Consider the following 24,223-nt stretch of genomic DNA (forward strand, 5'->3'; position numbering starts at 1 on the left):
CCAAGGGGGACGTGTGCAGATGCCGCTTGGCGGGCGCACCCCGTCATATCCCCATATAGGCTTCGCGGATCCGCGGGTCGGTGCCCAGCGCTTCCGTGGTGCCGGCCATCGACACCCGGCCGGTCTCGATCACGAAGGCATGGCGGGCGATCTCGAAGGCGGTCATCACGTCCTGCTCCACCAGCAGGATGGTCAGGCCGGTGCGGTTGATCTCCACCAGCGCCTCGCCCAGCCGCTCCACCAGCCGCGGCGCCAGGCCCAGCGACAGCTCGTCGATCATCAGCAGGCGCGGCCGCGACATGATCCCGCGGCCGATCGCGCACATCTGCTGCTCGCCGCCCGACAGGGTGGTGGCGTCCTGCCATTGCCGTTCCTTCAGGATCGGGAACAGGCCCATGACGAAGTCCAGGTCCTTCGCCACCTCCGCAGAGTCGCGGCGCAGATAGGCGCCCAGCAGCAGGTTGTCGCGCACCGACAGGCCCTTGAACAGGCGCCGGCCCTCCGGCACATGGGCGATGCCGGCGGTCAGCACCGCGTCCGCGTCCTGGCCGCCGACGGGCGCGCCGGCGAAGCGGATCTCGCCGGCCCAGGGCTTGAGCAGGCCGGAGACCGTGCGCAGGAGGGTGCTCTTGCCGGCGCCGTTGGAACCGACGATGCAGGCCAGCTCGCCTTCCTCGACGGAGAGGGAGACGTCCCACAACACCTGCACGTCGCCATAGCCGGACTGCAGCCGGTCGATGCTCAAGAGCGGCTCAGCCATCGCGGCCCGCCTCCCGGAAGCGGGCGGCGAACTTCGCGCCCAGATAGGCCTCGATCACCCGTTCGTCGTCCAGCACGGCGCGGGGCTCGCCCTCGGCGATCAGCTCGCCATGGTGCAGCACCAGGATGCGCTGCGAGATCGACAGCACCACTTTCATCAGATGCTCTATGATCAGGATGGTGATGCCGCGGGCGGCGATCTGGCGGATCAGGTCCAGGGCGCCGTCGATTTCCACCGCGTTCAGGCCGGCATTCACCTCGTCCAGCAGCAGTACCTTGGGCTGCATCGCCAGGCTCTTCGCCAGCTCCAGCCGCTTGCGGTTCGGCAGGGTGAGCGACGCCGCCGGCGTTTCGGCAAAGGGCTCCAGCCCGACGAAGGCCAGCTCGCGCCGCGCCGCTTCGGTGGCGGCCTGGCGGCTGGGCTGGCCGCCGCCGAACAGGGCGCCGGCGGCGACATTCTCCACCACGCTCATCTGCGGAAAGGGCTGCACGATCTGGAAGGTGCGGGCCAGCCCCCGCCGCGCCGCCTGGAACGGCTTCTGCCCGGCGACGTTGCGGCCGGCGAAGACCACGCGGCCGGCGGTCAGCGGATGCACCCCGGTGATCAGGTTGACCAGGGTGGTCTTGCCGGCGCCGTTCGGGCCGATCAGGCCGACGATCTGGCCCTCCTGCAGGGCGAAGGAGACGTCGTTGACGGCCCGGACGCCGCCGAACGCCTTGCTGACCCCTTCCAGGCGCAGGATCTCCGTCATGGCGCCGGCGCCCGGCTGCCGCCGCCCGCGCCCAGGCGGCGGAGGATGCGGCGATAGTCCAGCTTCAGCAGGCCGCCGGGCAGGAAGAAGATCAGGAAGACGATGATCCCGCCCAGGATGGCGCGGTTCCATTGCAGGAAGTTGGCCCAGAAGAACTCCTCCAGCAGGACCAGGGCGCTGGCGCCCAGGATCGGGCCGAGCACGGTGCCGGGCCCGCCCAGCAGCGCCATCACCGGCACCTTGATGGTCAGCAGGATGGAGAAGCTGTCGGTCGGGTCGATATAGCCGACCCAGGAGGCATAGACCGCGCCGACCGTGCCGCAGAACAGGGCGGAGAGGGTATAGGCGGCGATCTTGAAGCGGGTGGTGTCGACGCCGACCATGTCGGCGGCATCCTCGTTCTGGTGGATGCATTGCAGGCCGAAGCCCAGCCGGCCCCGCGCCACCGCCAGGGTGGTGGCGAAGGCCGCCAGCATCACCGCCAGCATCACGTACAGCACCTGCGCCGCGACCATGTCCGGCGTGCCCTGCATCAGCGGCACGTTCAGCCCGTCGCCGCCGCCGGTCAGGCTGCCCCAGGAGGAAACCACCAGGCGGGTCAGCTCCACGATGGTGATCGAGCCGATGGCGAAGTAATGCCCGCGCAGGCGCAGGATGATGGCGCCCAGCGCGGCGGCGATGGCGCAGACGAACAGGGTGGCCAGCGCCCAGGCCAGCACCGCCGGCACGCCGTTGCGCTGCGCCAGCGCGCCGGCATAGCAGCCCAGGCCGAAGAAGGCGGCGGTGGAGAAGGAGGGATAGCCGGTGAAGCCGCCGATGAAGTTCCACGACAGCGCCATGGCGGAGAACATGGCGATCGTGATGGCGATGCGGACCGTGTAGTTGTCGGCGAGCCAGGGGCTGGCGGCCAGCAGCAGCACCCAGAGGGCGAGCAGCACATAGCCGGTCGCGCCGCGCAGCGGGAAGGGGCGGGCCATCTATTCGTAGCCCTTCACGCCGATCAGCCCGGTCGGCCGCACCACCAGCAGGAACAGCATCAGCACGAAGCCGACGGTCAGCGCATGCTGCGGCCCGAAGACATAGCCGGCGAAGCTCTCGATGATGCCGAGCGCCAGGCCGCCGACCAGGGCGCCGGGCACGCTGCCCAGCCCGCCGATGACGCAGACCACGAAGGCCTTGCCCAGGAAGCTGCCGGTCAGGTTGGTGGTGACCGGGAAGACCAGGGCGAAGACGGTGCCGGCGGCACCGGCCATCAGCGCGCCGATACCGAAGGTGATGGCGTAGATGCGGTTCACCCGGATCCCCATCAGGGAGGCCGCCTCGCGGTCCATGCGCACCGCGACGATGGCGCGGCCCAGGCTGGAGCCGCGCATCACCACGTACAGCAGGCCGGTCAGCAGCAGCGCCAGGCCCATGCCCAGCACCCGGTCCACCGGCATCACCATGCCGCCGATGTCGATGCTGCCGAAGTCCAGGGTGACCCGGCGCGGGGTGGCGGTGAAGTACACCGTCATCAGGTTGTACAGGATCATGTCCAGGCCGAAGGTCAGGGTCAGCGTGGTCAGCACCGGCGCCGTCACGACCTTGTTGATGAACAGGTATTGCAGCAGGTAGCCGAGCGCGAACAGCGCCAGCGCGACGGCCGGCAGCACGACGATCGGGTTCAGGTCCAGGTAGGCCCAGGCGAAATAGGCCAGGTAGCCGCCCAGGATGATGAAGGAGCCGTGCAGCATGTTGATGACATTCAGCACGCCCCAGACGAGGGAGAAGCCGACGGCGATGCAGGCATAGAGCGCGCCGAGCACGATGCCGTTGGCGAGGATCTGCGGGATGTCCAAGCGGGTCTCCGACCTTGCCGGGAGAAGCGGTGCGGCTGGCGGGGCGGCGCCGAAGCGCGCGCCCCGCCTGCCAGGTTCACTTCACGAGCTGCAGTTCCGCGTCGGCGATCGCGGCCGGGTATAGCACCTTGATGGCGTCGCCCTGGACCTGGATGATCGGCATCTCGCGCCCCTGGTTCATGCCGTTGTCGCCGAAGTCGATCGGACCGTAGAAGGTCAGCAGGTCGGTCGCCGCCAGCGCGTCGCGGACCGCCGCCTTGTCGGTGGAGCCGGCCTTCTGCACCGCTGCCACCAGCACGTCCGCCGCCGCCGCGCAGGAGGCGTGGACATAGTCGGGATCCTCGGCATAGGCGTCGGTGAAGTCCTTGTAGAAGCCGGCGGTGGTGTCCCAGGCGCCGGTCGCGCCGGTATAGGCGGTGGAATGGTGCCACCAGGTCGAGCTGGTCACGCCGTCGGCCAGGTCGCCCAGGCCTTCGGTGAACTCCTTGTAGGCGGGGCCGGTGACCATGGTGACCACCGGTGCCTCGACACCCAGATCCGCCATCTGCTTGCGGCCCAGGATCAGGTCCTGGGTATAGCCGGTCATGTAGACCCAGTCGGGAGCAGCCGCCTTGATCGCCGAGATCGCTGCCGAATGGTCCATCGTGCCGACGGCATAGAGTTCGTTGTAGACGACCTCCAGCCCGCCGGCCTCGGCGGAGGCGGCGAGCGCGGTGGCCATCGCCTTCGGGAAGACGTCGTCGCGGCCGTAGACGGCGACCTTCTTCAGCTCCGGCACCTTCGCCTTGAAATAGTCGGTCATCGACTCCGCCATCCCGGTGTTCGGCGCCAAGGTGCCGAACAGGTACTTGAATCCCTGGTCGTAGACCGAGACGGAGGAGGCGACGCAGGCCAGCATCGGCACCTGGTAGCGCTCCGCCACCGCGGCCACGATCTTGGTATGGCCGGAGCCGAAGGGCGCCATCAGTACGTCGACCCCGTCGTCGGTGACCAGCTTCTCGGCCATCTGGCCGGCGCGCTTGCCGTCGGTCTGGTAGTCGTACTCGATGAACTCGACCTTCATCTTCTGGCCGCCGACATCGATGCCGCCGCCGGCATTGACCTTCTCCAGCCAGAGCTTCCAGACATCCGCCTGCTTCTTGCCCTCGTCGGCAAGTCCGCCGGTCAGGGCCAGCGGCGCGCCGATCTTCAGCACGCCGTCCTCGGCCTGCGCGGGCGCGCCGCCCGCGCCCAGCGCCAAGGCGGCGACGAGGCCCGCCGCGCCGGCAGCGACACCGGTCTTCCAGGATCTGCCAAACATTCTGCCACCCTCTTTGTTTCTGTCGTCCCGCCCGGTGCCGCCATGGCTGGCATGACGGCGCCTGCAGAAGAGGGTCAGACGCAAGCGGCATGCCAATGCCCGTAACCCTTATTGTTGTAGATACAACAATAAGTCGGAGCGGCCGCTGGCGTGGGTTCTGGCTAAAGTTTGAGCGTTCGCCGGCAGCGCGTTGCCGGAACATTGTGCAGCAGCGGCATGGCGCCGCTGGGGCGGCGTCTAGACCTTGCCGGCCAGCGCCGCCTGGCGCACCTCCCGGCTCTGGTAGCGCGACCACATGTCGGTCAGGAAGGCCATGCAGTCCGGGTCCAGGTCGATGCGGGGCGCGGGGTCGCGGTCCCAGTGGCCGAACCGGTCCGCGCCGCGCACCGGCAGGGCGGTCCGCCGGCCCAGGGTCGAGGTGACGTGGGCGGCCATGTAGAAGAAGGCGAGGCCGATGCGGCGGTCGCCCGTCTCGTTGCCCAGGCTGCCATGCGCGGTGCGGACATGGTGCAGGGAAAACTCCCCCGGCTCCAGTTCCAGATAGGCGGCGCGCGCATCGTCCAGGCCGTGGATCGTCTGGCCGCGGGCCAGCAGGTTCTGCGGGTCGTAGGTTTCCTCATGCTCCAGGTCCGGCCCAAGATGGGAGCCGGGCATCACCCGCAGGCAGCCATTGCCCCGGTGGCTGGGCGTGAAGGCCAGCCAGGCGGTAACGGAATCGTTCGGCGCCAGGCCGTAATAGGCGGAGTCCTGGTGCCAGGAGACGAATTTCGGGCTGTTCGCCGCCTTGGCGAACATCGACGATCCGAACAGCAGGATGTCCGGGCCCAGGATGCTCTCGACCGCATCCAGGATCGCCGGATGGCGCGCCAGGTCGGTCATCCAGGGGGAGGCGATATGCGCCTTGATCTTCATCCGGACATTGCAGTCCTCCCCCAGGGCAGCCTCCATCGCCTCGATCCGCGCCCGGCAGTCGGCGGCATGGTCGGCGGAGATCGCCCGGCGCTTCACGAAATAGCCGTCCGCAGAGAAGCGGGCGACCTCTTCCTCGCTGAGGCGCGTGCTCATCGCCGGGCTCCCCCTGCCGCTCAGTTCAGGATCATCTTGGCGCTGGCGATAGCCGCCGGCGCCAGGACAACGGGCTTGCCGCCCTGGATCTGGATGATCGGCAGGTCGCGATTGTCGTTCAAGCCGTCCTCGCGGAAGTCGATCGGGCCGTAGAAGGTCTGGATGTCGAGGTCGACCAGCGCCTGGCGCACCGCCTCCCGGTCCAGGCTGCCGGCCTTCTCTATCGCCTTCTGAAGGGCGATCAGGGCGGCGGCGGAGGAGGCGTGGACATAGTCGGGCTCCTGCCCCGACGCGGCCATGACGGCATCGTAGAACGCCTTGGTGGAGCCGAACGGATCGTCGCCCTCATAGCCGGCGGAATGATGCCACCAGGAGGCGCTGGTGACGTTCTCCGCCAGCGGGCCCAGGCTGTCGGTGAACTCCTTGTAGGCCGGGCCGGTGATCATGGTGACGATCGGCGCCTTCAGGCCCAGATCGGCCATCTGCTTGCGGATCAGCACCAGGTCCTCGGTATAGCCGGTGACATAGACCCAGTCCGGCTGCGCCGCCTTCATGCCGGTGATCGCCGCCGCATGATCCATGCTGCCGACCGGATAGAGCTGGTCGTATACGACCTCCAGGCCACGCGCCTGGGCGCCCTTCGTCATCAGGCTCGCCATGATCTTCGGAAAGACGTCGTCGCGGCCCAGGATGGCGATGCGCTTCAGGTCCGGCTTGGCGGCGGAGAACAGGTCCAGCATCCCGTCGATCAGGCCGCTGGACGGGGCCAGGGTGCCGAACAGCTGCTTGAAGCCCTGGTTGTGCACCGGCTCCGACGAGGCGACGGCGATGATCGGCACGCCGTAGCGCTCCGCCACCGCGGCCGTGATCTTTGTATGGCCGGACCCGAACGGCGCGGTCAGGAAGTCGACCTTGTCGTCGGTGATCAGCTTCTCCGCCAGCTGGCCGGCCCGCTTGCCGTCGGTCTGGTAGTCGTAAGTGATCAGCTCCACCGGCAGCTTGCGGTCGCCCACCTGGATGCCGCCGGCGGCGTTCACCCGCTCCAGCCACAGGTCATAGGCCAGCTTCTGCTTGCCGCCCTCTGCCGCCAGCGCGCCGGTGAGCGCCAGCGGTGCGCCGATCTTCACCACATCGGCATCGGCCTGGGCCGGCAGCGGGGCGGCCAGGCCAACCGCAAGCGTGGCGGCCAGCATGGCGGAAGCGGCGAGCCGCCGTGGCAGGGAGAGGGGGGCCGGGAAAAGGGGGGCAGGGCGGCGCATGTCGGATCGTCCTCCAATCGGCTGCATCGCCGCGTAGGAAGGCAAGTCACGTGCCACCGGTAAATAGTCGTAATTACGACAGTCGGTGTACCATCTATCTGCGCCGGCCGCGGATTCTGCCTTTTTCTTGGGCGTTCTGTTGAACGAAGTGACGCAGGAAACGGCAGTCGCCGTGTCGGATGTCCGGGCGGTCAGGTGTCCCGGATCGTGCCGCCGACCAGGCCGATCGCCTCGATCTCGATCTTGAACTCGGGCAGGGCCAGGGCCTTCACCTCGACGATCGTGTCGGCCGGATAGGGCTTGCTGAAATGCTGTGCGCGCAACTCCATGATCCGGCCGAAATTGGCCATGTCGGTCAGGTAGATGGTCACCTTCACGATCCGGTCCATGGACGAGCCGGCGGCTTCCAGCACCGCCTTCAGGTTGGCGAAGACCTGCGCCGCCTGGGCGTCAAAATCGCCGGCGCCGACGATATTGCCATGGCTGTCGACCGCCGCCTGGCCGGACAGGTAGACCAGGTCGCCGACACGGATCGCCTGCGAGATCAGGTATTGTTCATAGGGGTCGGGATCGGTGCGGACCCGGACGGCCTCGGGCGCTGTTGTCATTGCTCTGTCTCCCTGCATCTGTTGCCAAGGCGGTTGGCTGCGGCGCGGTCGCACCGCCAATCGGCAAGCCTACGATGATGGGTCCTGCGGCGCATAGCGCCGTCGCGGGCGGGCGGATGACGCGACCCTGGCGCTCATACGAGCGCCAGGATGAAGCAGGCGCTGGCGGCCAGACTGGCCACCGTGCGCACATGGTTCCAGGCCGTCCAGCCCGACAGGTAGCGGCGCCACAGCGCCGTGCCATCCGCACTGTCGGCGGCGACCTTCGCCAGCGCCTCGTTGCGGGGGACGTTGAAGGCAGCCGTAACCCCGAAACAGCCGACCAGGTACAGCAGGGCGCCGCCCAGCAGCAGCGGGGTGGCCCCGGCCCAGCCCTGCCACAGCCCCAGGGCTGCCACCGCCAGGGCCAGCAGGGCGGTGCCGATGAAGGCCCCCAGGAACCAGGGATTGATCACCGTGACGTTGATCGTCTGCATCGCAGCGATCCCCTGGGCCGCCGGCTGGCGGCCCAGGGCCTGCATCACGAAGGTCGAGAAGGCGAAGAAGGTGCCGGCGATCAGGCCGGCACCCAGCGCGGCCAGGACCGCCAGGACGGCGGTCAGGTCGCCGAGGAAGCCGCCGTTCATGCCGCACCGCCCGCGGCCGTGACGGCGGGGACCGACCATGCGCCCGCCGCAGCTGCCGCACGGGCATAGTCGGCGAAGTCGCGGGGCGCCCGGCCCAGGGCCTGTTGCACGCCGTCGGCGGGCGCCGCGTTGCGTCCGTCCAGCACCGTGCCGAACAGGTAGAGGATCAGCTGCACCTCCGCCTCCGGCACCTGGAAGCCGCGCAGCATCTCCCCGAATTCCGCCGCAGGCATCGTGCCGTAGCGCAGGTCGCGGCCGCTGGCGCGGCCGATCTCCGCCACGGCCGCGCCGAAGGTCAGCGCGCGCGGGCCGGTGAGCTCGTAGATCCGGCCGGCATGGCCGCTGCCGGTCAGCGCGGCCACCGCGACATCGGCGATATCGTCGGCATCGACGAAGGGCTCCGGGATCTCGCCGGCGGGGAGGGCGATCTCGCCCGCCAGCACGCCGTCCAGCAGGAAGCTCTCAGAGAAGTTCTGCGCGAACCAGCTGGCGCGCAGCACGGTCCAGTCCGCGCCGCCGGCCGTGGCGACCGCCGCCACGGCGCTTTCCGCCTCCTCCGCCTCCGGCTCGCCACGGCCGGACAGCAGCACCAGCCGGCGCACGCCCTGCGCCGCCGCGATTTCCGCGAAGCGCCGCACATCCTCCACCGCGCCCGGCACGGCGAGGTCGGGTGCATAGGCGATATAGGCCGCGTCCACGCCGGACAGCAGGGCCGGCCAGCCGGCCGGATCGTCCCAGTGAAACGCCGGGCTGCCGCTGCGCGAGCCGAGTCGGACCGGCAATCCCCGCTCCGTCAGGCGCGCCGCGATCCGCCGTCCCGTCTTTCCCGTGCCGCCCAGTACCAGCACCGGACCCGCCCGTTCTGCGCTCATGATCATCTCCTTTGAATATGAGTAATGCTCATATTTGAGAATCTGATAAATCCTCATATTTTATCCGTCAAGCCGAAAATGACGTATCCCTGCGGCAGCGCGACGGAGGATGAATGGGCGAGACGGGAGTGGGCAGCCAGACGGGAGTGGGCAGCCAGGTGACGGGGGCGGAGGGCGCGCCGGTCCTGCGGCGGCAACCAAGCCAGCGGCGCAGCCGCGAGAAGGTGGAGCGCATCCTGTCCTGCGCCACCGCGCTGATCGCAGCGGCGGGCAGCGATGCGATGCGGATGAGCGATGTCGCGGCACAGGCCGGAATCTCGATCGGCGCGCTGTATCAGTACTTCCCGGACAAGAGCGCGATCATCCGTGCCCTCGCGGAGCGCTGCACCGAGGACGGCCGCCACTGCATCCGCGAGGGTCTGGCCGGCATCGACAGCCTGGACGGCTTCCGCACCGCCTTCGGCAACCTGATCGACACCTATTACGGGCTGTTCCTGGCGGAGCCTGTGATCCGCGACATCTGGTGCGGCACCCAGGCGGACCCGGAACTGCGCACCATCGAACTGGAAGACAGCCGCGCCAATGGCGCAATGCTGGCTTCGGTGCTGCGGCCGCTGCGGCCGGACGTCGATCCGCGCCGCCTGGATGCCGAATGCTTTTTGGCGATGCAGCTGGGGGAGGCGACCATGCGGCTCGCCGTCTCCGTCGACCGGGCGGAGGGCGACGCCATGGTCGATGCCTACAAGACGATGGTGCTCGACCGGCTCTGCGGCTGAAATCGCGCGCGCAGATGTCGGATCCGTCCGACCGGTAGCGTCCTTTGGGCGACGGCCGGCCATCGGCCGGATCCGGCGGAAGGAGCCGAAAGATGCATGGCAATGACGATGTGGCGGCGCTGCGCGCGCTGATCGAAGGCTGGGTGCAGGCCCTCAAGGACAAGGATGCGGCGGCGGTAGTGGCGTGCGGCGCCTCCGGCCTGACGGCTTTCACCCTGGCGCCGCCGCTGGTATCGGACAGCACCGATGCGACAGGGTTGCAGGCCTGGTTCGACACCTGGCAGGGGGGCCTGGGATACGAACTGCGCGACCTGGAGATCGCCGCCGGCGGCGATCTTGGCCATGCGCATTTCCTGACCCGACTCGACGGCACGAAGACCGACGGCAGCGATGCCGGCCTCTGGTTCCGGCAGACCCTCTGCTTCCGCCGGCTCGAGGCCGGCTGGCGGATCGTTCACCTGCACCAGTCGGTGCCGTTCTACATGGACGGCAGCTTCCGGGCGGCCGTCGACCTCATGCCGTAGCCGCGGTCCCGGCGGCCATCGCCTTGTACATGATGGTCGTGGCTTCCAGCCGGTCTTCCGAGGGGTGCAGGCAATAGCCGGGGATCGGGCCGGCGATGCGATAACCCATCGACAGGTAGAGCGGCTCCGCGGCGTCGCCGGTGCGGGTGTCCAGGGTCAGCAGGGTGCGGCGGCGGGCCTGGGCCTCGGCCTCCAGCGCGACCATCAGCGCGCGGGCGATGCCGCGCCGCCGCCAGTCCGGATGCACCATCAGCTTGGCGACATCGGCCCGGTGCGGCTGGTTCGGCATGGTGTCGGTGCCCAGTTGCACGGTGCCGACCAGGCGCCCGGCAGCGCGGGCCGCCAGCAGCACCCGGTGTCCGGCCGTAAGCGGCGGCAGCACCCGGTCGCGCCAGAACGCCTCCGCCTCCGCCGGCGCGAAGGGCAGGATGAAGCCGATGCTGGCGCCGGCATGCACGCAGGCGTGCAGCAGCGCGCCGAAGGCGGGCAGGTCTTCCGCCAGTACAGCAGCGGGGCAGGGGGCGATCGCGATATCCGCCGGCAGGGTCATCGTCTCACACCATGAACAGGAGGTAGCGGGCACCCGCATCCGCCGGGGTGACGAAGGCGCTGGGCCCGTCCAGGCGGTAGCGCAGGCAGTCGCCCGGTTGCAGGGCATGGTCGTGGCCGTCGACAGTGACGGTCAGCCGGCCCTCGCGCAGCAGCAGGTGATGCTCCAGGCCGGGGCGCGGCGGCAGGTCGTAGGTCAGGGTGGTGCCGGGTGCCAGCTCGCATTCCAGCGCCTCGCCCGCCAGGGCCTGCGCGGGCGGCGAAACGGCGCGGCGCCGGAAGCCGGTGTCCGGATCCACCCACAGCGGCTGCGTGTCGCGGCGGACGATGGCGGGGAAGCCCGCCTCGACCATGTGCATCAGCCGCGACAGGGTCAGGCCGTAGGCGGCGCAGAGCCGGCCCAGCACAATGGCGGTGGCGCTGACCTCCGCATTCTCCAGCCGCGACAGGGTGGCGCGGCTGATTCCGCTGCGGCCGGCCAGGGCCTCCAGCGACCAGCCGCGTTCCGCCCGCAGCGCCTTCAGGCGCCCGGCGATCCGCAGGTCCAAGCTCCCGTCATCCGCGATCTCGCTTCCCATATTTGGGAAAATATCACGCATATGGGATGATGCGCAATGGAGCAGCGCGCTGCCTCAAACGAAGCGGATCGACACCCAGATCACCAGCACGTTCAGCAGGAAGGTGATCAGCAGGAAGGTGCCGACAGCCAGGATCTGGCGCCAGCTGCGGATATTCACGTCCATCACCATGTCGGCGATGGAGGTCGCGTAGTTCGGGAACAGTCCGGCGATGAAGGCGATGTACATCGCCTCCAGCACCGGCAGGTCCTTCATCAGCCGGGATTCGGAGAAGTAGTACTGGGTGGCATAGGCATATTCGATCAGCTCCAGCCCGACAAAGATCATCACCAGGTTGAGGCCGATCCGGAACCAGCGGCGTCTTATCGTGTAGGAGAGGTGGAGAAGCATGGCGGTGCAAGGGTGTTACGGGCGGGACTGCCCCGTCCAGTACCTGCGCGGCCCGGACGGGGCCGCATCGTCTACTTCTCGGCGATCTCCTCGCTGATTACGACCACCGGGTCGCCGTCCAGCACCGGCTGGGCGATGGAGAAGAACTCCGCCACGGCGGCGGAATTGTTGTGGGCCTCCAGCGCCGCCATGTCGGCATAGCGTTCGTAGGTGTTGAAGACCTGCGGGTCCTTCGCGTCCTGGCCGGCGTAATAGGCGATCGTGCCGGGCTCGTTGGCGCGGACATGGTCGACGACCCTGATCAGCGCCGCCTTCACCTCGGCCTCGTGGCCCTTCTTCACGCGCAGGACGGCGGTCAGGGAGATCATGGCTGCGGGGCTCCTCGGTCTCGTTGTGCCGTCGTCAGCCGCTCATGCCGACGAACTCGGCGACCAGCTCGGGATCGTTGAGCTGCTCCGGCCCGACGCTGCGGGTGATGCGGCCGCGGTGGATGATCAGGACCCGCTCCGCCAGCGCACGGATGAAATCCAGGTTCTGTTCCACCAGGATCAGCGCCAGCCCGCCCTCCGCCTTCAGGGCGGAGAGGCGGTCGACGATTTCCTCGATGATCGACGGCTGGATGCCCTCCGTCGGCTCGTCCAGCAGGATCAGCCGCGGATTGCCGCACAGGCAGCGGGCCAGTGCCAGCAGCTGCTGCTCGCCGCCCGACAGGGCGCCGCCGGGCCGGTCCAGAAGCGGCTTCAGCCGGGGAAAGGTCTCCACCACCCGCTCGATCGCCTGCGCCTCCTCAGCCCCTGTCCGGCCGCCGATCAGCGCGCCGGCCCGCAAATTCTCCCAGGCGGTGAGGTCGGGGAAGATCTCGCGGCCCTGCGGCACGAAGCCGATGCGCTGGCGGGCGCGGCGGTAGGTCGACATGCGGGTGATGTCGGTGCCGTCCAGCACCACCTTGCCCTCCTGCGCGGGCAGGTAGCCCATCAGGGTGCGCAGCAGGGTGGTCTTGCCCATGCCGTTATGGCCCAGGATGCCGACGAACTCCTGCTGGCCGACATCCAGGTCGACGCCGTCCAGGATGCGGATGCGGCCATAGCCGGAGCGCAGGCCGCTGACGGACAGAAGGCTCATGCCACCCCCCGTCCCAGATAGACGTCGCGGACGCGGCTGTCGGCGAGTGCCTTGTCGACCACCTCCTCCACCAGGATGCGGCCCTGGTGGAACACCGTGACCATGGTGGCGATCTGCCGGATGAACTGCATGTCATGCTCCACCACCACCACCGTGGCGGTGCGGTTGATCTCCTTGATCAGCTCGGCGGTGCGGTGGGTCTCCTCCGCGCTCATGCCGGCCGACGGTTCGTCCAGCAGGACCAGCTTCGGTTCCCGCGCCATCACCATGCCGATCTCGACCCATTGCCGCTGGCCATGCGCCAGTTCGCCAACCTGGCCGTCGACGAAGCCGGCAATGCCCAGCCGGTCGATCACCTCGTCCACCATGGCGCCGGCACGGCGCTTGGGATGGGCGTAGCGGGCGGCGAGATAGATGTTCTCGCGGCCGGAGACGCCGTCGAACACGTCCGGCACCTGGTTCTTGATGCCGATGCCGCGGCGGCCGATGTCATGCGCCTCGGCGCCGGCGATATCGGCGCCTTCGAACAGGATGCTGCCGGCGGTCGGCACGTACTGGCCGGTCAGCATCTTGAAGAAGGTGCTCTTGCCGGCGCCGTTCGGGCCGATCAGGCAGCGCAACTCGCCGCGCCCCAGCCGGAAGTCGACCCCGTCGATGGCATGCACGCCGCCGAAGCTCTTGCGCAGCCCCTGCGTCTGCAGGAGCAGGTCGCCGCCCTCAATTGCCGCGCTCATGGCCGCTGCTCCCCGCCGCCCTGCTGCGGCCGGCTTTCGCGCAGCTTCTCCTGCAGCCAGACCAGCACCTCGGAGAGGGTGGGTACCAGGCCGCGGCGGAAGACCAGGACGAAGACGGTCAGGATCGCGCCCATCACCAGGGTGACCTGGCCGACACCCTGGGTGCCCAGCCAGTTGGTCAGGTAGACGATCAGCGCGGTGCCGATCACCGGGCCGATCAGCGCGGTGCGGCCGCCGACGATCACCCAGATGATCAGCAGGGCCGCCTGGTTCAGGTTCGCCATCTCCGGCGCCACGAAGGCGCCCCAGACGGCGTAGAGCACGCCGGCCAGGCCGGCGATGCCGCCGCACAGGGTGAACACCGCCAGCTTGTAGCGGCGGCTGTCATAGCCCAGCAGGTTGACCCGGCGCTCGTTCTCCCGGATGCCGACCAGCACCCGGCCGAAATCGGTGGTCAGCAGCAGCCGCAGGCCGACATAGACCAGCACCAGCAGGATCGCGGCCAGGTAGTAGACGCCGTCGATGAACAGGGTGGTGCCGGGATCCCAGGGCACCTGCAGCGCGGGCAGGCCGGGAATGCCGTTCTGCCCGTTCAGCCGCACCGAGCCGATCACGAACTGCTCGCCGGAGGTGGCGCGGATGCCCTTCTCCAGGATCAGGGTGACCACCAGGGTGATCACGCTGAGATAGATGTCGCTGATCCGGCCATAGATCATGAAATAGCCGAGCAGGGCGGCGAAGGCCGCGGGCAGGGCGATCGCGGCGAGGGCCGCGCCTGTCGTCTCCCCGGTGTTCAGCGACAGCACGGCATAGGTATAGCCGCCCAGCGCGAAGAAGGCGGTCTGGCCAAGGCTGAGGATACCGACGAAGCCCCAGAGATAGCCCATCGACAGCGCCAGGATGGCGAAGACGAACAGGATCGAGGTGTCGTAGAGGACGTCCAGTTCCGCCGTTTCCGGGAACAGCAGCATCAGGACTGCGGCGCCGATCACGGCGCCCCACCAGGACCAGCCCGGGCGCTGGCCGGGCGGGGTCAGGGCGAAGGGCGTGCTGCCGGGCTTTTCCGTCGCCATCCTAGAGCCCCCGCCGGAAGCGGCCGGTGATGCCCTGCGGCAGCAGCCGCAGCAGCACGATGGCGACGACCAGGACCGTGATCTCGCCCACCACGGAGGCGGTGGCGAAGGCGACCGCCCCGTCGATGGTGCCGAACAGGCCGGAGGCGGTGAGGGTGCCGAGCAGCGGCATGTGGCCGCCGGAGATCACGGTGATGAAGGCCTTGGCGATGTAGAACACGCCCATCGTCGGCGCGGCGCCGAACATCGGCGCGATCACCGCGCCGGCCAGTCCGGCGAGCATCGCGCCGTAGCCGAAGGTCAGCATGTAGACCCGGTCGGTGTTCAGGCCGATGGCGCGCGCCATCTCCGGGTTCTGCATGGTGGTGCGCACGATCAGGCCGACCCGGGTATAGCGCCACAGCAGGTAGGTGCCGCCCAGCAGCGCCGCGGCGACCAGGATCAGAGTCAGGTTGTAGATCGGCATGGTGAAATCGAGCAGGGACACATTGCCCAGGTCCTGCGGCACGCTGGTGGTCTGCGGCCCCAGGATGGTGGTGACCAGGCCGATGATCAGCAGGCTGAGCCCCCATGTCGCCAGCAGGGTGTCCAGCACCCGGCCGTAGAGGAAGCGGATCACCAGCCGTTCGGCGACGATGCCGATGGCGCCGACCACAAGGCCGGCACCGATGATCGACAGCCAGAGCGGCACGCCCAGGGTGCTGATCAGGGTGCAGCCCATCGCTCCCAGCATGATGAACTCGCCATGGGCCAGGTTGATCACCTTCATCATGCCGAAGATGACCGCCAGACCCAGGCTGATCAGCACGAAGATGCTGATCGAGAAGCCGATCTGGTAGGCATAGATCAGGACAGTCTGCACCCGCGCCCCCCGCGCGTTGGACCGGTCAGGAACGGGAGGGCCGGGCCGGCATTGCCGGCCCGGCCCGGAACATCCCGCATCTCAAGTCGCCCGGTCGGTTACTGGACCTCGGGCTCGTACTGGGTGGTGTCGTTCGGGTTCTTGTGCAGGTCGCAGACCGCCTGGGTGTCCGACGGCGGGCGCTGCTCGAACGACTTGATCAGATCGAAGCCGCCCTTGTCGTTGCCCTTCACGATGTGGATGTCCATCGTCGTGTGATTGGTCTGGCCGTCGATGGTGTACAGCCCGCCGGCGCCCTCATACTTGACGTCGCCGGAGGCCAACGCCTCGATCACCTTGTCGGGTTCGGCGGAGCCGGCCTTCTTCACGGCCTCGGCCCACAGCATGATGCCGCGATAACCGTACTCGCCATATTCGCCGATATACTCGTCCTCGCCGGAATATTCCTTGAAACGCTCGACGAAGTCGTTGGCGGCCGGGGTGTCCAGCCCGTCGAAGAAGGAGGTGGCGATGATGATGCCCTCGCCCTCTTCCGGCGACAGCTCGGTCTGCTCGCGGCCGACGCCATAGGTCGACGAGGCCAGGGTCATCTTGTCCTTGCCGATCGTCGCCTCGAACTGGCGGTAGAACGCGATATGCGCGCTGCCGACCAGGCCCGAATAGACCACGTCGGGATTGGCCTCCTGGATACGGGCGATCATCGGGGCGAAGTTCGACACATCCAGCGGGATGAACTCGACGCCGAGGACCTCGCCGCCATTCTCCTTGATGATCTTCTGCATCCACTTGGCGGTGATGTGGCCGTAATTGTAGTCGGCCACCAGGATGTAGCTCTTCTTGTCGCCCAGCTCGTTGATCACGTAGGGGATCAGCACCTCGAGCTGATGCGCCGGCACCATGCCGGTATTCACGTGACGGCGATCGCAGACGCCGCCCTCGTACAGCGAATTGTAGAAGTACAGGCCGTTGAAGCGCTGCACGATCGGCCGCATCACCTCACGCGAGGAGGAGGTGATGCCGCCATGGATCACGTCGACCTTGTCCCGCAGCAGCGCCTGCGTGGCGTACTGGGAGTTGAACTGGTTGTTCGACTGGCTGTCGTAGAAGATCAGCTCGACCGGCCGGCCCAGCAAGCCGCCGTTCTTGTTGATCTCGTCGACGGCCATCTGCGAGGCCTTCATCTGCTTCAGGCTGTAGATGTTCAGGCCGCCGGTCTGGTCGAGGATCTGGCCGACCTTGATCGGCTCCTTGTCCTGCGCGGCGGCGGTCTGGGCATCGCTCAGTCCGGTGGCGGCGATCGCCGCCACCGCGGCGCCCAGGACCGCACGTCCCAGGAAGCTGCGTCTCGTCGTCCTCATCGGCTCTGTCCCCCCTTCGAAGGTTTGGGTACGGGTCGGCGCGTCCGCATGCCCGGCCGGCGCCGCTGCCGTCGCGAGGATAGCGCGGAGCGTGCGGCTGCTGCCAGGGCGGCCGGCATCTTCGCATATGCAGGTTTGCATTCAAATGAAAACAAGTTTCCCCACGGTGCAGGGGCGCGGCCCTGGCTGCGCGCGGCGCCGCCGGTCGCCGCAGGGTGCCTGGCGCCGCCGCGCCTGCCTCGCCTGATTCAGCGCGCCTGAATCACCGCTCGGGGGACGGCTCCTCGTCGTCCCGGGCGCCCCGGGAATCGACAGGCTGCAGGGGGCTCACCGGGCGGGTGGGCTGCGGCACCCGGCCGACATCGATGCCGGCGAAGGAGGGGTCCGGCGGCCGCGGCACATAGGCAGCCACCGGAATGCCGCCGCGGCCGGACCGCGGGCCGGCCGGCGGCGGAATCTCCTCCAGCTGGCCGAGCCGCCGGCGGGCGCCGGGCGCCTTTGCCTCCAGCAGGTCCATGAAGCGCCGGCTGACCAGCAGGTAGGCATCCAGGGTGCTGGCGACCTGGACCAGTTCGCCCGCCTCCTCGACGGCGCGGCCGAAGCTGGCGAGGCGCCAGCGGGTCGCATCCCCCGCATTGCCGAAGGTCACCGGCCCATGATGCAGGACCAGGCGGAAGTCGAGCGTCGGGGCGCCCAGATGGCGCCGCTCCGCGTTCCATTCTGCGGCGGCCTGCATCACCGCGGTGGCGGTGTCCACCGCGTTGGGGACATCCTCCGGTCCGCTGCGCGGTGTGCCGAAGGTGGCGACCACCGCGTCGGTCTCGCTGCGGTTCACCGCGCCGTTGGCGTCGAACACAGCATCCATGACCAGGCGATGGAACCGGCGCAGGTCGGCGAAGGCCCCGTCGGCCGGCATTTCGATGAGGGAGCGGGCCAGGCCCGGGCAGGAAACCACCAGCACCGCGGCGTTCAGGGCGCGCGGGCGGGCGAACGGCTCGCGCATGCGGGCCAGCTCGACGACCAGTTCGGGCCGGTAGTGATTGTCGAGCGCGGCATGCACCCGTTCCCGGTGGATCAGCCGGTCCATCAGCCGGCGGGCGCGGTATAGTCCGAAACCCAGCACCAGCCCGGTGAAGGCGAGCAGGCCGGCCTGGCCGAGCAGGACCACAAGGTCGACCCGCAGCCGCGGATCCGCCACCGCGGCCCGCGCCTCGGGCGACAGCTCCAGCCATTCGCGATAGGCCATCGGCCCGGTCATGCCGACGCTGGAGGCGATCCAGACGCCGCCGATCAGCCAGGCAAGGGCGGCGCTCGCGCCGGCGATCGTGGTGACCCGCGGCGAATAGCTGAAGGCGGCGGCCACGATCAGCAGGTAGAGGAAGGCATGCTCGCTGCCATGCAACTGCACCGCCATCTGCACCCACTGGTTCTCCCAGGGATTGGGGAGCAGGATCGCCGCGGTGACCAGGGCGGAATCGGCAATTGTCAGGCCATAGCGCATGGCCACGGCGCCGCGGCCCTGGCCGGCGAAGACCAGCGGTAGCCAGCCGGTGACCACCAGCGCAGCCAGCAGCACCAGCGGAAAGATGCCGGCCGGCCAGTTGGCATCCAGCACGACGAACAGCGCGACGACGCCGATCACCGCCAGGCGGAGATAGAAGATCCAGCGCCGGCCGACCTCCGCATCCTCCGCAATCGGGTCGGGCAGGGGTTCGTGCGCGGGCCGGCGGCGGTCGGCCTCCCCCGTGGCGGCCTGCGCCGACCGCTTCAGCGCCATATCGCGCGTCCCGATCCGGGCAGGCCCAGGCGCGGCCAGAGCCGGTCGACCCGGTCGACGATGTCCTGGCTCATGCGGATCTTCTCGCCCCAGTCACGCTTCGTTTCCGGCGGCCATTTGTTGGTGGCGTCCAGGCCGATCTTGCTGCCAAGACCGGAGTCCGGACTCGCAAAATCAAGGTAGTCGATCGGTGTGTCAGTGACGATTGTCACGTCGCGCGCAGGATCCATGCGGGTGGACACCGCCCACATCACGTCCTTCCAGTCGCGCGCGTCGATATCGTCGTCCACGACGATCACCCATTTCGTGTACATGAACTGCCGCAGATAGGACCAGACGCCCATCATGATCCGCTTGGCATGGCCGGGATAGGCCTTGCGCATGGAGACCACGGCGATCCGGTAGGAGCAGCCTTCCGGCGGCAGCCAGAAATCCACGATCTCCGGGAACTGCTGCTGCAGCAGCGGGATGAAGACCTCGTTCAGCGCCTCGCCCAGCACGCTGGGCTCGTCCGGCGGGCGTCCGGTGAAGGTCGACAGGTAGATCGGCCGGTGCCGTCGGGTGATCGCGGTGACGGTGAAGACCGGGAAGCGTTCCACCGCGTTGTAGTAGCCGGTATGGTCGCCATAGGGCCCCTCGTCGGCATAGTCGTCCAGGCTGACATGGCCTTCCAGGACGATCTCCGCCTCCGCCGGCACCTTCAGCGGCACCGTGCGGCAGGGCACGAGCTCCACCTTGCGGCCGCGCAGCAGGCCGGCGAACTGGTACTCCGACAGGGTGTCGGGCACCGGGGTGACGGCGGCCAGGATGGTGCCCGGATCGGCGCCGATCACCGCCGCCGCCGGTAGCGGCTCGCGCTTCGCCTTGCCCCAGCGGGCATGGTGCTGCGCGCCGCCACGATGGCGCAGCCAGCGCATGATGGTGCGGTTCCGGTCCAGCACCTGCATCCGGTAGATGCCCAGGTTGAAACTGTCCTCGCGCGCATCGCCGGGGCCCTTTGTGACCACCAGCGGCCAGGTGATCAGCGGCGCCGGCTCGCCCGGCCAGCAGGTCTGCACCGGCAGGCGGGTCAGGTCGATCGCACTGCCCTCCTGCACCACCTCCTGTGCCGGGCCGCGGCTCACGGTCTTCGGCTGCATGGCGAAGACGGTCTTCGCCAGCGGCAGCATCTCCAGCGCCTGTCGCCAGCCGCCGGGCGGTTCGGGCTGGCGCAGGAAGGCCAGGGTCTCGCCCACCGCGCGCAGTTCCGACGGGGTCCTGTCCATGCCCCAGGCGACCCGCTCCACGGTGCCGAACAGGTTCACCAGCACCGGCATGTCGCTGCGGTTGCCATCCGGCATCACCGGATGCTCGAACAGCACCGCCGGCCCGCCCTCGGCCAGGAGGCGGGTCTGGATCTCCGTCATCTCCAGCACGGTGGAGACAGGCTCGCGCACCCGCACCAGGCGGTTCTCCGCCGACAGACGGTCGATGAATTCGCGAAGGGAGGCGTAGGGCATGGCGGCGGGTCCCGGTGCCGGCGCTCAGAGCGGCAGCGGTGCCGCGGCCAGATGGCCGAGGGCGATGGCCGCCAGCACCAGCAGTCCGGTCAGCTTGTTGGCGCGGAACTTGTTCAGGCAATCCTGCCAGTCGTCGATGTCGACCCGTACGGTCTGCCATGCCATATGGGCCGCCGGCAGGACGAGGGCGAGGTAGAGCGGCCAGGCGAGGCCGGCCAACCAGCCGGACAGGGCGACCAGGACGATGGTCATGGCATAGACCGCCCAGAGGAAGGGCCGGGTCGCGCCACCCAGGCGGCGGGCGGAGGATTTCACCCCGATCAGGGCATCGTCCTGCTTGTCCTGGTGGGCGTAGATCGTGTCGTAGCCCAGGGTCCAGAAGATGCCGGCGAGGTAGAGGACCGCCGGCGCCGCCGCGAACCCGTCGGTCACCGCTGCCCAGCCCATCAGCGCCCCCCAGTTGAAGGCCAGGCCCAGGAACAGCTGCGGCCACCAGGTGAAGCGCTTCATGAAGGGATAGATCGCCACCAGGCCCAGCGAGCCGATGCCCAGCCAGACCGCCATCGGGGTCAGCTGCAGCAGAACCGCCAGGCCGACCAGCGCCTGGACGCCCAGCCAGATCCAGGCGCCGCGCACGCTGGCGCGGCCCGACGGCAGCGGCCGGTTGCGGGTGCGCTCCACCATGCCGTCGAAGCGGCGGTCGACGATGTCGTTGAAGGTGCAGCCGGCGCCGCGCATCGCCATCGCGCCAATGCCGAACAGCAGCAGCAGCCGCGCCAGTTCCAGCGGCGAACCCGGCATCGCCAGCGCCACCGACCACCAGCAGGGCAGCAGCAGCAGCCAGGTACCGATCGGCCGGTCCAGCCGCGACAGCTCCAGATAGGGGCGCCAGGGATCCGGGCTGAAGCGGATGATCCAGTTGTCGCGCGCGGCGTCTGCGATATGGGCGGTCATGGCCGGGTCGTGCCTGTCGCGGAAGGTCCGCGGCAGCGGCCCTCCCGTTCATCCTTGTATTGTCCTCGTCCGGTGCCGGTCTTATCACGGCTTGCGGCCGCGAACGAGGCGCGGCCGGGTTCGGGGAACAGGATAGGGCAGGCTGCATGAGCGAGGTCCGGCACCGCATCCGCACCAGGCTTTTCGTCGCCGAGCCGTTGCATTCCGGCGCCGAAGTGATGCTGCTCGGCAATGATGCGAATCATGTGCTGCGGGTGCTGCGCATGACCGTCGGCGACAGCCTACGGCTGTTCAACGGCCGGCATGGCGAATGGTCCGCGCAGATCACCGTAAACGCGAAGCGCTCCGCAACCCTGCAGGTGGCGGAGCAGCTGCGGACCCAGACCGTCGCGCGGGGGCCGGTGCTGGCCTTCGCGCCGATCCGGCGCCAGCGCATGGACTGGCTGCTGGAGAAGGCGACCGAGCTCGGCGCCGCGCATCTGGTTCCGGTGATCACCGCCCATACCCAAATGAAGGACCTGCGCGTCGACCGCGCGCTCGCAGTGACGCGCGAGGCGGCCCAGCAATGCGAGCGGCTGGACCTGCCGGAAATTTCGATGGTGACATCGCTGGCGGCGTTCCTGGAGGGCTGGCCCGCCGGCCAGCCGCTGCTGTTCTGCGACGAGATGGGGGCGGATCGGCCTGCGCCGGCTTTGCTGTCGGCGATGCCGGACGGGGCGGTCCCGGCCGTCCTCGTCGGGCCGGAGGGCGGTTTCGACGCGGAGGAGCGGGCGGCGGTGCGGGCGCATCCGGCAGCCTGCGCGCTGGACCTGGGAGCCAACATCCTGCGGGCGGAGACGGCCGGCATCGCGGCACTGGCGCTGCTGGCCGCCTGGCGCGGCGGCGCGGGCTGAGGGCCGCACCGGCGGCCTCCGCCACTTGCGTGCATACGCAATGTTCGCTACAGGGCCGGACATCAGGCCCGTCTGCCGGACATGGCGTCGGGGCAGAATCCAGCCCGGCGCCGCCCTCTCCGGCGCTGCAGGTACCGGGCAGCTCTCAGGGGGGCAGCGTAAATGTCCGGTCCGTCCCGTTCCTCGCCGGAACCGATCACCGATATCGCCCAGCTCGTCGCCGACCTGGAATCGGGGTGCAAGCCGCGCGCCGCCTGGCGCATCGGCACCGAGCACGAGAAGTTCGCCTTCGACCTCGATACCCTGCGGCCGCTGCCCTACGAGGGCGAGAAAAGCATCCATGCCATGCTCTCCGGCCTGACCCGCTTCGGCTGGGAACCGATCCTGGAAGGTGAGACGATCATCGGCCTGAAGCTCGATGGCCAGTCGGTCAGCCTGGAGCCCGGCGGCCAGTTCGAGCTGTCCGGCGCGCCGCTCGCCACCCTGCACGACACCTGCAAGGAGGTGAACGACCATCTCCACCAGGTGAAGGCGGTGGATTCGGAACTCGGCACCGGCGTTTTCGGCCTGGGCTTCCAGCCGAAATGGACGCGGGCGGACATCCCGGTCATGCCCAAGGGCCGCTACGGCATCATGAAGGCCTACATGCCCAAGAAGGGCGATCTGGGGCTCGACATGATGTTCCGCACCTGCACCATCCAGGTGAACCTCGACTTCGAGAGCGAGGCCGACATGGTGCAGAAGTTCCGCATTTCCCAGGCGCTGCAGCCGGTCGCCACGGCGCTGTTCGCCAACTCGCCATTCACCGAGGGCAAGCCCAACGGCTTCCTGTCCTATCGCAGCCATATCTGGACCGACACCGATCCCGACCGCTGCGGCCTGCTGCCGTTCGTGCACGAGGACGGCATGGGCTTCGAGCGCTACGTGCAGCATGTCCTCGACGTGCCGATGTACTTCGTCTACCGCGACGGCCGCTATATCGACGCGTCCGGGCAGAGCTTCCGCGACTTCATGGACGGCCGCCTGCCGGCGCTGCCCGGGGAGCGGCCGACGATGGGCGACTGGCACGACCATCTGACGACCCTGTTCCCGGAGGTGCGGCTGAAGCACTACATGGAGATGCGGGGCGCCGATGGCGGGCCGTGGATGCGGATCTGCGCCCTGCCGGCGCTGTGGGTCGGACTGCTGTATGACAGCGTGGCGCAGGACAGCGCCTGGCAGCTGGTCAAGGACTGGCCGGTGCCGGAGATCGAGCGGCTGCGGTCCGAGGTGCCCCGGCAGGGCCTGCGCGCCAGGATCGACGACCGGACCCTGCGGGACGTCTCGCGGGACGTGCTGGCGATCGCGGAAGCGGGCCTGCGGCGCCGCGGCCGCCGCAACGCCTCCGGTGACGACGAGAGCGGTTTCCTGGACCCCCTGAACGCGATCGTGGAGAGCGGCCGCACCCCGGCGGAGGACCTGCTGGCCCGCTACGAGAAGCATTGGGGTGGCTCGGTCGATCCGATCTTCACCGAACAGGCCTATTGACGGGCACTTCCGGGAGGCACGTGCGATGGACAGGCTGCTGCCGGCCGCTTCACGGATCGCGGAGATCCTGAAGGCAAGGGAACAGACGCTCGCCGTTTCGGAATCCGCGGCGGGTGGGCTGATCTCCGCCGCCCTGCTGGCGGTGCCGGGGGCATCGGCCTTCTATCTGGGCGGCGGCGTGATCTACACCCGGCCGGCGCGGCGCGCCCTGCTGGGCCTCTCCGACCGGGAGGTGAAGGCGAAGGGCGCGACGGAGAGCTATGCCCTGGTCGCCGCCCGCACGATCCGCGAGCGGCTGGAGGCCGACTGGGCGATCGGCGAATCCGGCGTCGCGGGTCCGACGGGCAGTCGCTACGGCCATCCGCCGGGCCATGCCGGCATCGCCGTCGCCGGGCCGGTGGAACTGGCCGAAACCGTGCAGACCGGCCTTGACGACAGGGTGGAGAACATGCGCCTTTTCGGCATCGCCGCCCTGGACCTGCTCGAGCGGGTCCTGCGACAGGACTGACCGGCGGCGATGGAACCACG

The 24,223-nt window shown here is 68.9% G+C and carries 27 protein-coding genes; 5 read left to right on the forward strand and 22 right to left on the reverse strand.

Annotation, left to right across the window (positions count from 1 at the left end; all coding sequences use genetic code 11):
* Positions 1–43: 43 nt before the first annotated feature.
* The 10 genes from ACFOGJ_RS04385 to ACFOGJ_RS04430 form a co-directional block, all read right to left on the reverse strand.
* A complete protein-coding gene (locus ACFOGJ_RS04385; protein ID WP_379898449.1) occupies positions 44–760 on the reverse strand; it encodes an ABC transporter ATP-binding protein in 717 nt (238 codons plus the stop codon).
* Positions 753–1,511: an ABC transporter ATP-binding protein gene (locus ACFOGJ_RS04390; protein ID WP_379898450.1), complete on the reverse strand. Its 759-nt coding sequence runs from the start codon at positions 1,509–1,511 to the stop codon at positions 753–755. The genes ACFOGJ_RS04385 and ACFOGJ_RS04390 overlap by 8 nt, the downstream gene beginning before the upstream one ends.
* A complete protein-coding gene (locus tag ACFOGJ_RS04395) occupies positions 1,508–2,488 on the reverse strand; it encodes a branched-chain amino acid ABC transporter permease (protein ID WP_379898451.1) in 981 nt (326 codons plus the stop codon). Before ACFOGJ_RS04395 ends, ACFOGJ_RS04390 begins: the two co-directional genes overlap by 4 nt.
* Positions 2,489–3,349: a branched-chain amino acid ABC transporter permease gene (locus tag ACFOGJ_RS04400; RefSeq protein WP_379898454.1), complete on the reverse strand. Its 861-nt coding sequence runs from the start codon at positions 3,347–3,349 to the stop codon at positions 2,489–2,491.
* A 76-nt stretch (positions 3,350–3,425) separates the two neighbouring features.
* Positions 3,426–4,649: an amino acid ABC transporter substrate-binding protein gene (locus tag ACFOGJ_RS04405; RefSeq protein WP_379898456.1), complete on the reverse strand. Its 1,224-nt coding sequence runs from the start codon at positions 4,647–4,649 to the stop codon at positions 3,426–3,428.
* A 237-nt stretch (positions 4,650–4,886) separates the two neighbouring features.
* Complete coding sequence (locus tag ACFOGJ_RS04410; protein WP_379898457.1) at positions 4,887–5,714, reverse strand: phytanoyl-CoA dioxygenase family protein; 828 nt, start codon at positions 5,712–5,714, stop codon at positions 4,887–4,889.
* Between the two features lie 20 nt (positions 5,715–5,734).
* The gene (locus ACFOGJ_RS04415) at positions 5,735–6,973 is read right to left on the reverse strand and encodes an amino acid ABC transporter substrate-binding protein (RefSeq protein WP_379898459.1); all 1,239 of its coding nucleotides are present in this window, start codon (positions 6,971–6,973) and stop codon (positions 5,735–5,737) included.
* A 191-nt stretch (positions 6,974–7,164) separates the two neighbouring features.
* Positions 7,165–7,581, reverse strand: a complete 417-nt coding sequence (locus ACFOGJ_RS04420) for a RidA family protein (RefSeq protein ID WP_379898460.1) — start codon at positions 7,579–7,581, stop codon at positions 7,165–7,167.
* A gap of 134 nt (positions 7,582–7,715) precedes the next feature.
* Entirely contained in the window at positions 7,716–8,207 is a 492-nt protein-coding gene (locus ACFOGJ_RS04425) for an anthrone oxygenase family protein (protein WP_379898461.1), read from the reverse strand.
* Positions 8,204–9,079, reverse strand: coding sequence for an NmrA family transcriptional regulator (locus ACFOGJ_RS04430; protein ID WP_379898463.1), 876 nt, complete (start codon positions 9,077–9,079; stop codon positions 8,204–8,206). The genes ACFOGJ_RS04425 and ACFOGJ_RS04430 overlap by 4 nt, the downstream gene beginning before the upstream one ends.
* A 113-nt stretch (positions 9,080–9,192) precedes the next feature.
* On the opposite strand from ACFOGJ_RS04430, the gene ACFOGJ_RS04435 reads away from it, so the two are divergent.
* Together ACFOGJ_RS04435 and ACFOGJ_RS04440 are read left to right on the forward strand one after the other, a co-directional pair.
* Positions 9,193–9,855: a TetR/AcrR family transcriptional regulator gene (locus ACFOGJ_RS04435; protein WP_379898464.1), complete on the forward strand. Its 663-nt coding sequence runs from the start codon at positions 9,193–9,195 to the stop codon at positions 9,853–9,855.
* 92 nt (positions 9,856–9,947) lie between these two features.
* Entirely contained in the window at positions 9,948–10,379 is a 432-nt protein-coding gene (locus ACFOGJ_RS04440; protein WP_379898465.1) for a YybH family protein, read from the forward strand.
* Here the strand turns inward: ACFOGJ_RS04440 and ACFOGJ_RS04445 are convergent.
* The 12 genes from ACFOGJ_RS04445 to ubiA form a co-directional block, all read right to left on the reverse strand.
* On the reverse strand, positions 10,369–10,929 hold the full coding sequence (locus tag ACFOGJ_RS04445; RefSeq protein WP_379898467.1) for a GNAT family N-acetyltransferase: 561 nt from the start codon (positions 10,927–10,929) through the stop codon (positions 10,369–10,371). The two genes, ACFOGJ_RS04440 and ACFOGJ_RS04445, sit on opposite strands and share 11 nt — an antisense overlap.
* 4 nt (positions 10,930–10,933) lie before the next feature.
* Positions 10,934–11,476: a helix-turn-helix domain-containing protein gene (locus ACFOGJ_RS04450; protein WP_379898468.1), complete on the reverse strand. Its 543-nt coding sequence runs from the start codon at positions 11,474–11,476 to the stop codon at positions 10,934–10,936.
* An 84-nt stretch (positions 11,477–11,560) separates the two neighbouring features.
* Positions 11,561–11,896: a hypothetical protein gene (locus ACFOGJ_RS04455; protein WP_379898469.1), complete on the reverse strand. Its 336-nt coding sequence runs from the start codon at positions 11,894–11,896 to the stop codon at positions 11,561–11,563.
* Positions 11,897–11,967: 71 nt separating this feature from the next.
* Positions 11,968–12,264 carry a putative quinol monooxygenase gene (locus tag ACFOGJ_RS04460; RefSeq protein ID WP_379898470.1) on the reverse strand — a complete coding sequence of 99 codons (297 nt, stop codon included), beginning with the start codon at positions 12,262–12,264 and terminating at the stop codon, positions 11,968–11,970.
* Positions 12,265–12,298: 34 nt separating this feature from the next.
* Complete coding sequence (locus ACFOGJ_RS04465) at positions 12,299–13,018, reverse strand: ABC transporter ATP-binding protein (RefSeq protein ID WP_379898471.1); 720 nt, start codon at positions 13,016–13,018, stop codon at positions 12,299–12,301.
* Positions 13,015–13,752 carry an ATP-binding cassette domain-containing protein gene (locus ACFOGJ_RS04470; RefSeq protein ID WP_379898472.1) on the reverse strand — a complete coding sequence of 246 codons (738 nt, stop codon included), beginning with the start codon at positions 13,750–13,752 and terminating at the stop codon, positions 13,015–13,017. The genes ACFOGJ_RS04465 and ACFOGJ_RS04470 overlap by 4 nt, the downstream gene beginning before the upstream one ends.
* Entirely contained in the window at positions 13,749–14,825 is a 1,077-nt protein-coding gene (locus tag ACFOGJ_RS04475; protein WP_379898475.1) for a branched-chain amino acid ABC transporter permease, read from the reverse strand. Before ACFOGJ_RS04475 ends, ACFOGJ_RS04470 begins: the two co-directional genes overlap by 4 nt.
* A gap of 1 nt (position 14,826) precedes the next feature.
* Complete coding sequence (locus tag ACFOGJ_RS04480) at positions 14,827–15,687, reverse strand: branched-chain amino acid ABC transporter permease (protein WP_379898477.1); 861 nt, start codon at positions 15,685–15,687, stop codon at positions 14,827–14,829.
* 98 nt (positions 15,688–15,785) lie between these two features.
* On the reverse strand, positions 15,786–17,045 hold the full coding sequence (locus ACFOGJ_RS04485) for an ABC transporter substrate-binding protein (RefSeq protein ID WP_379898478.1): 1,260 nt from the start codon (positions 17,043–17,045) through the stop codon (positions 15,786–15,788).
* Between the two features lie 262 nt (positions 17,046–17,307).
* Complete coding sequence (locus ACFOGJ_RS04490) at positions 17,308–18,822, reverse strand: adenylate/guanylate cyclase domain-containing protein (RefSeq protein WP_379898479.1); 1,515 nt, start codon at positions 18,820–18,822, stop codon at positions 17,308–17,310.
* The gene (locus tag ACFOGJ_RS04495) at positions 18,813–20,321 is read right to left on the reverse strand and encodes a UbiD family decarboxylase (RefSeq protein ID WP_379898480.1); all 1,509 of its coding nucleotides are present in this window, start codon (positions 20,319–20,321) and stop codon (positions 18,813–18,815) included. Before ACFOGJ_RS04495 ends, ACFOGJ_RS04490 begins: the two co-directional genes overlap by 10 nt.
* Before the next feature lie 24 nt (positions 20,322–20,345).
* Entirely contained in the window at positions 20,346–21,275 is a 930-nt protein-coding gene (gene ubiA / locus ACFOGJ_RS04500; protein ID WP_379898482.1) for a 4-hydroxybenzoate octaprenyltransferase, read from the reverse strand.
* A gap of 146 nt (positions 21,276–21,421) precedes the next feature.
* On the opposite strand from ubiA, the gene ACFOGJ_RS04505 reads away from it, so the two are divergent.
* From ACFOGJ_RS04505 to ACFOGJ_RS04515, 3 genes are all read left to right on the forward strand, one after another.
* Complete coding sequence (locus tag ACFOGJ_RS04505; protein ID WP_379898483.1) at positions 21,422–22,168, forward strand: 16S rRNA (uracil(1498)-N(3))-methyltransferase; 747 nt, start codon at positions 21,422–21,424, stop codon at positions 22,166–22,168.
* 162 nt (positions 22,169–22,330) lie between these two features.
* The gene (locus ACFOGJ_RS04510; RefSeq protein WP_379898485.1) at positions 22,331–23,695 is read left to right on the forward strand and encodes a glutamate--cysteine ligase; all 1,365 of its coding nucleotides are present in this window, start codon (positions 22,331–22,333) and stop codon (positions 23,693–23,695) included.
* 25 nt (positions 23,696–23,720) lie between these two features.
* Positions 23,721–24,203, forward strand: a complete 483-nt coding sequence (locus tag ACFOGJ_RS04515) for a CinA family protein (protein WP_379898487.1) — start codon at positions 23,721–23,723, stop codon at positions 24,201–24,203.
* Positions 24,204–24,223: the final 20 nt, after the last annotated feature.

Origin of the sequence: Marinibaculum pumilum (genome assembly GCF_042646425.1) — a bacterium.
Classification (GTDB): domain Bacteria; phylum Pseudomonadota; class Alphaproteobacteria; order Ferrovibrionales; family Ferrovibrionaceae; genus Marinibaculum; species Marinibaculum pumilum.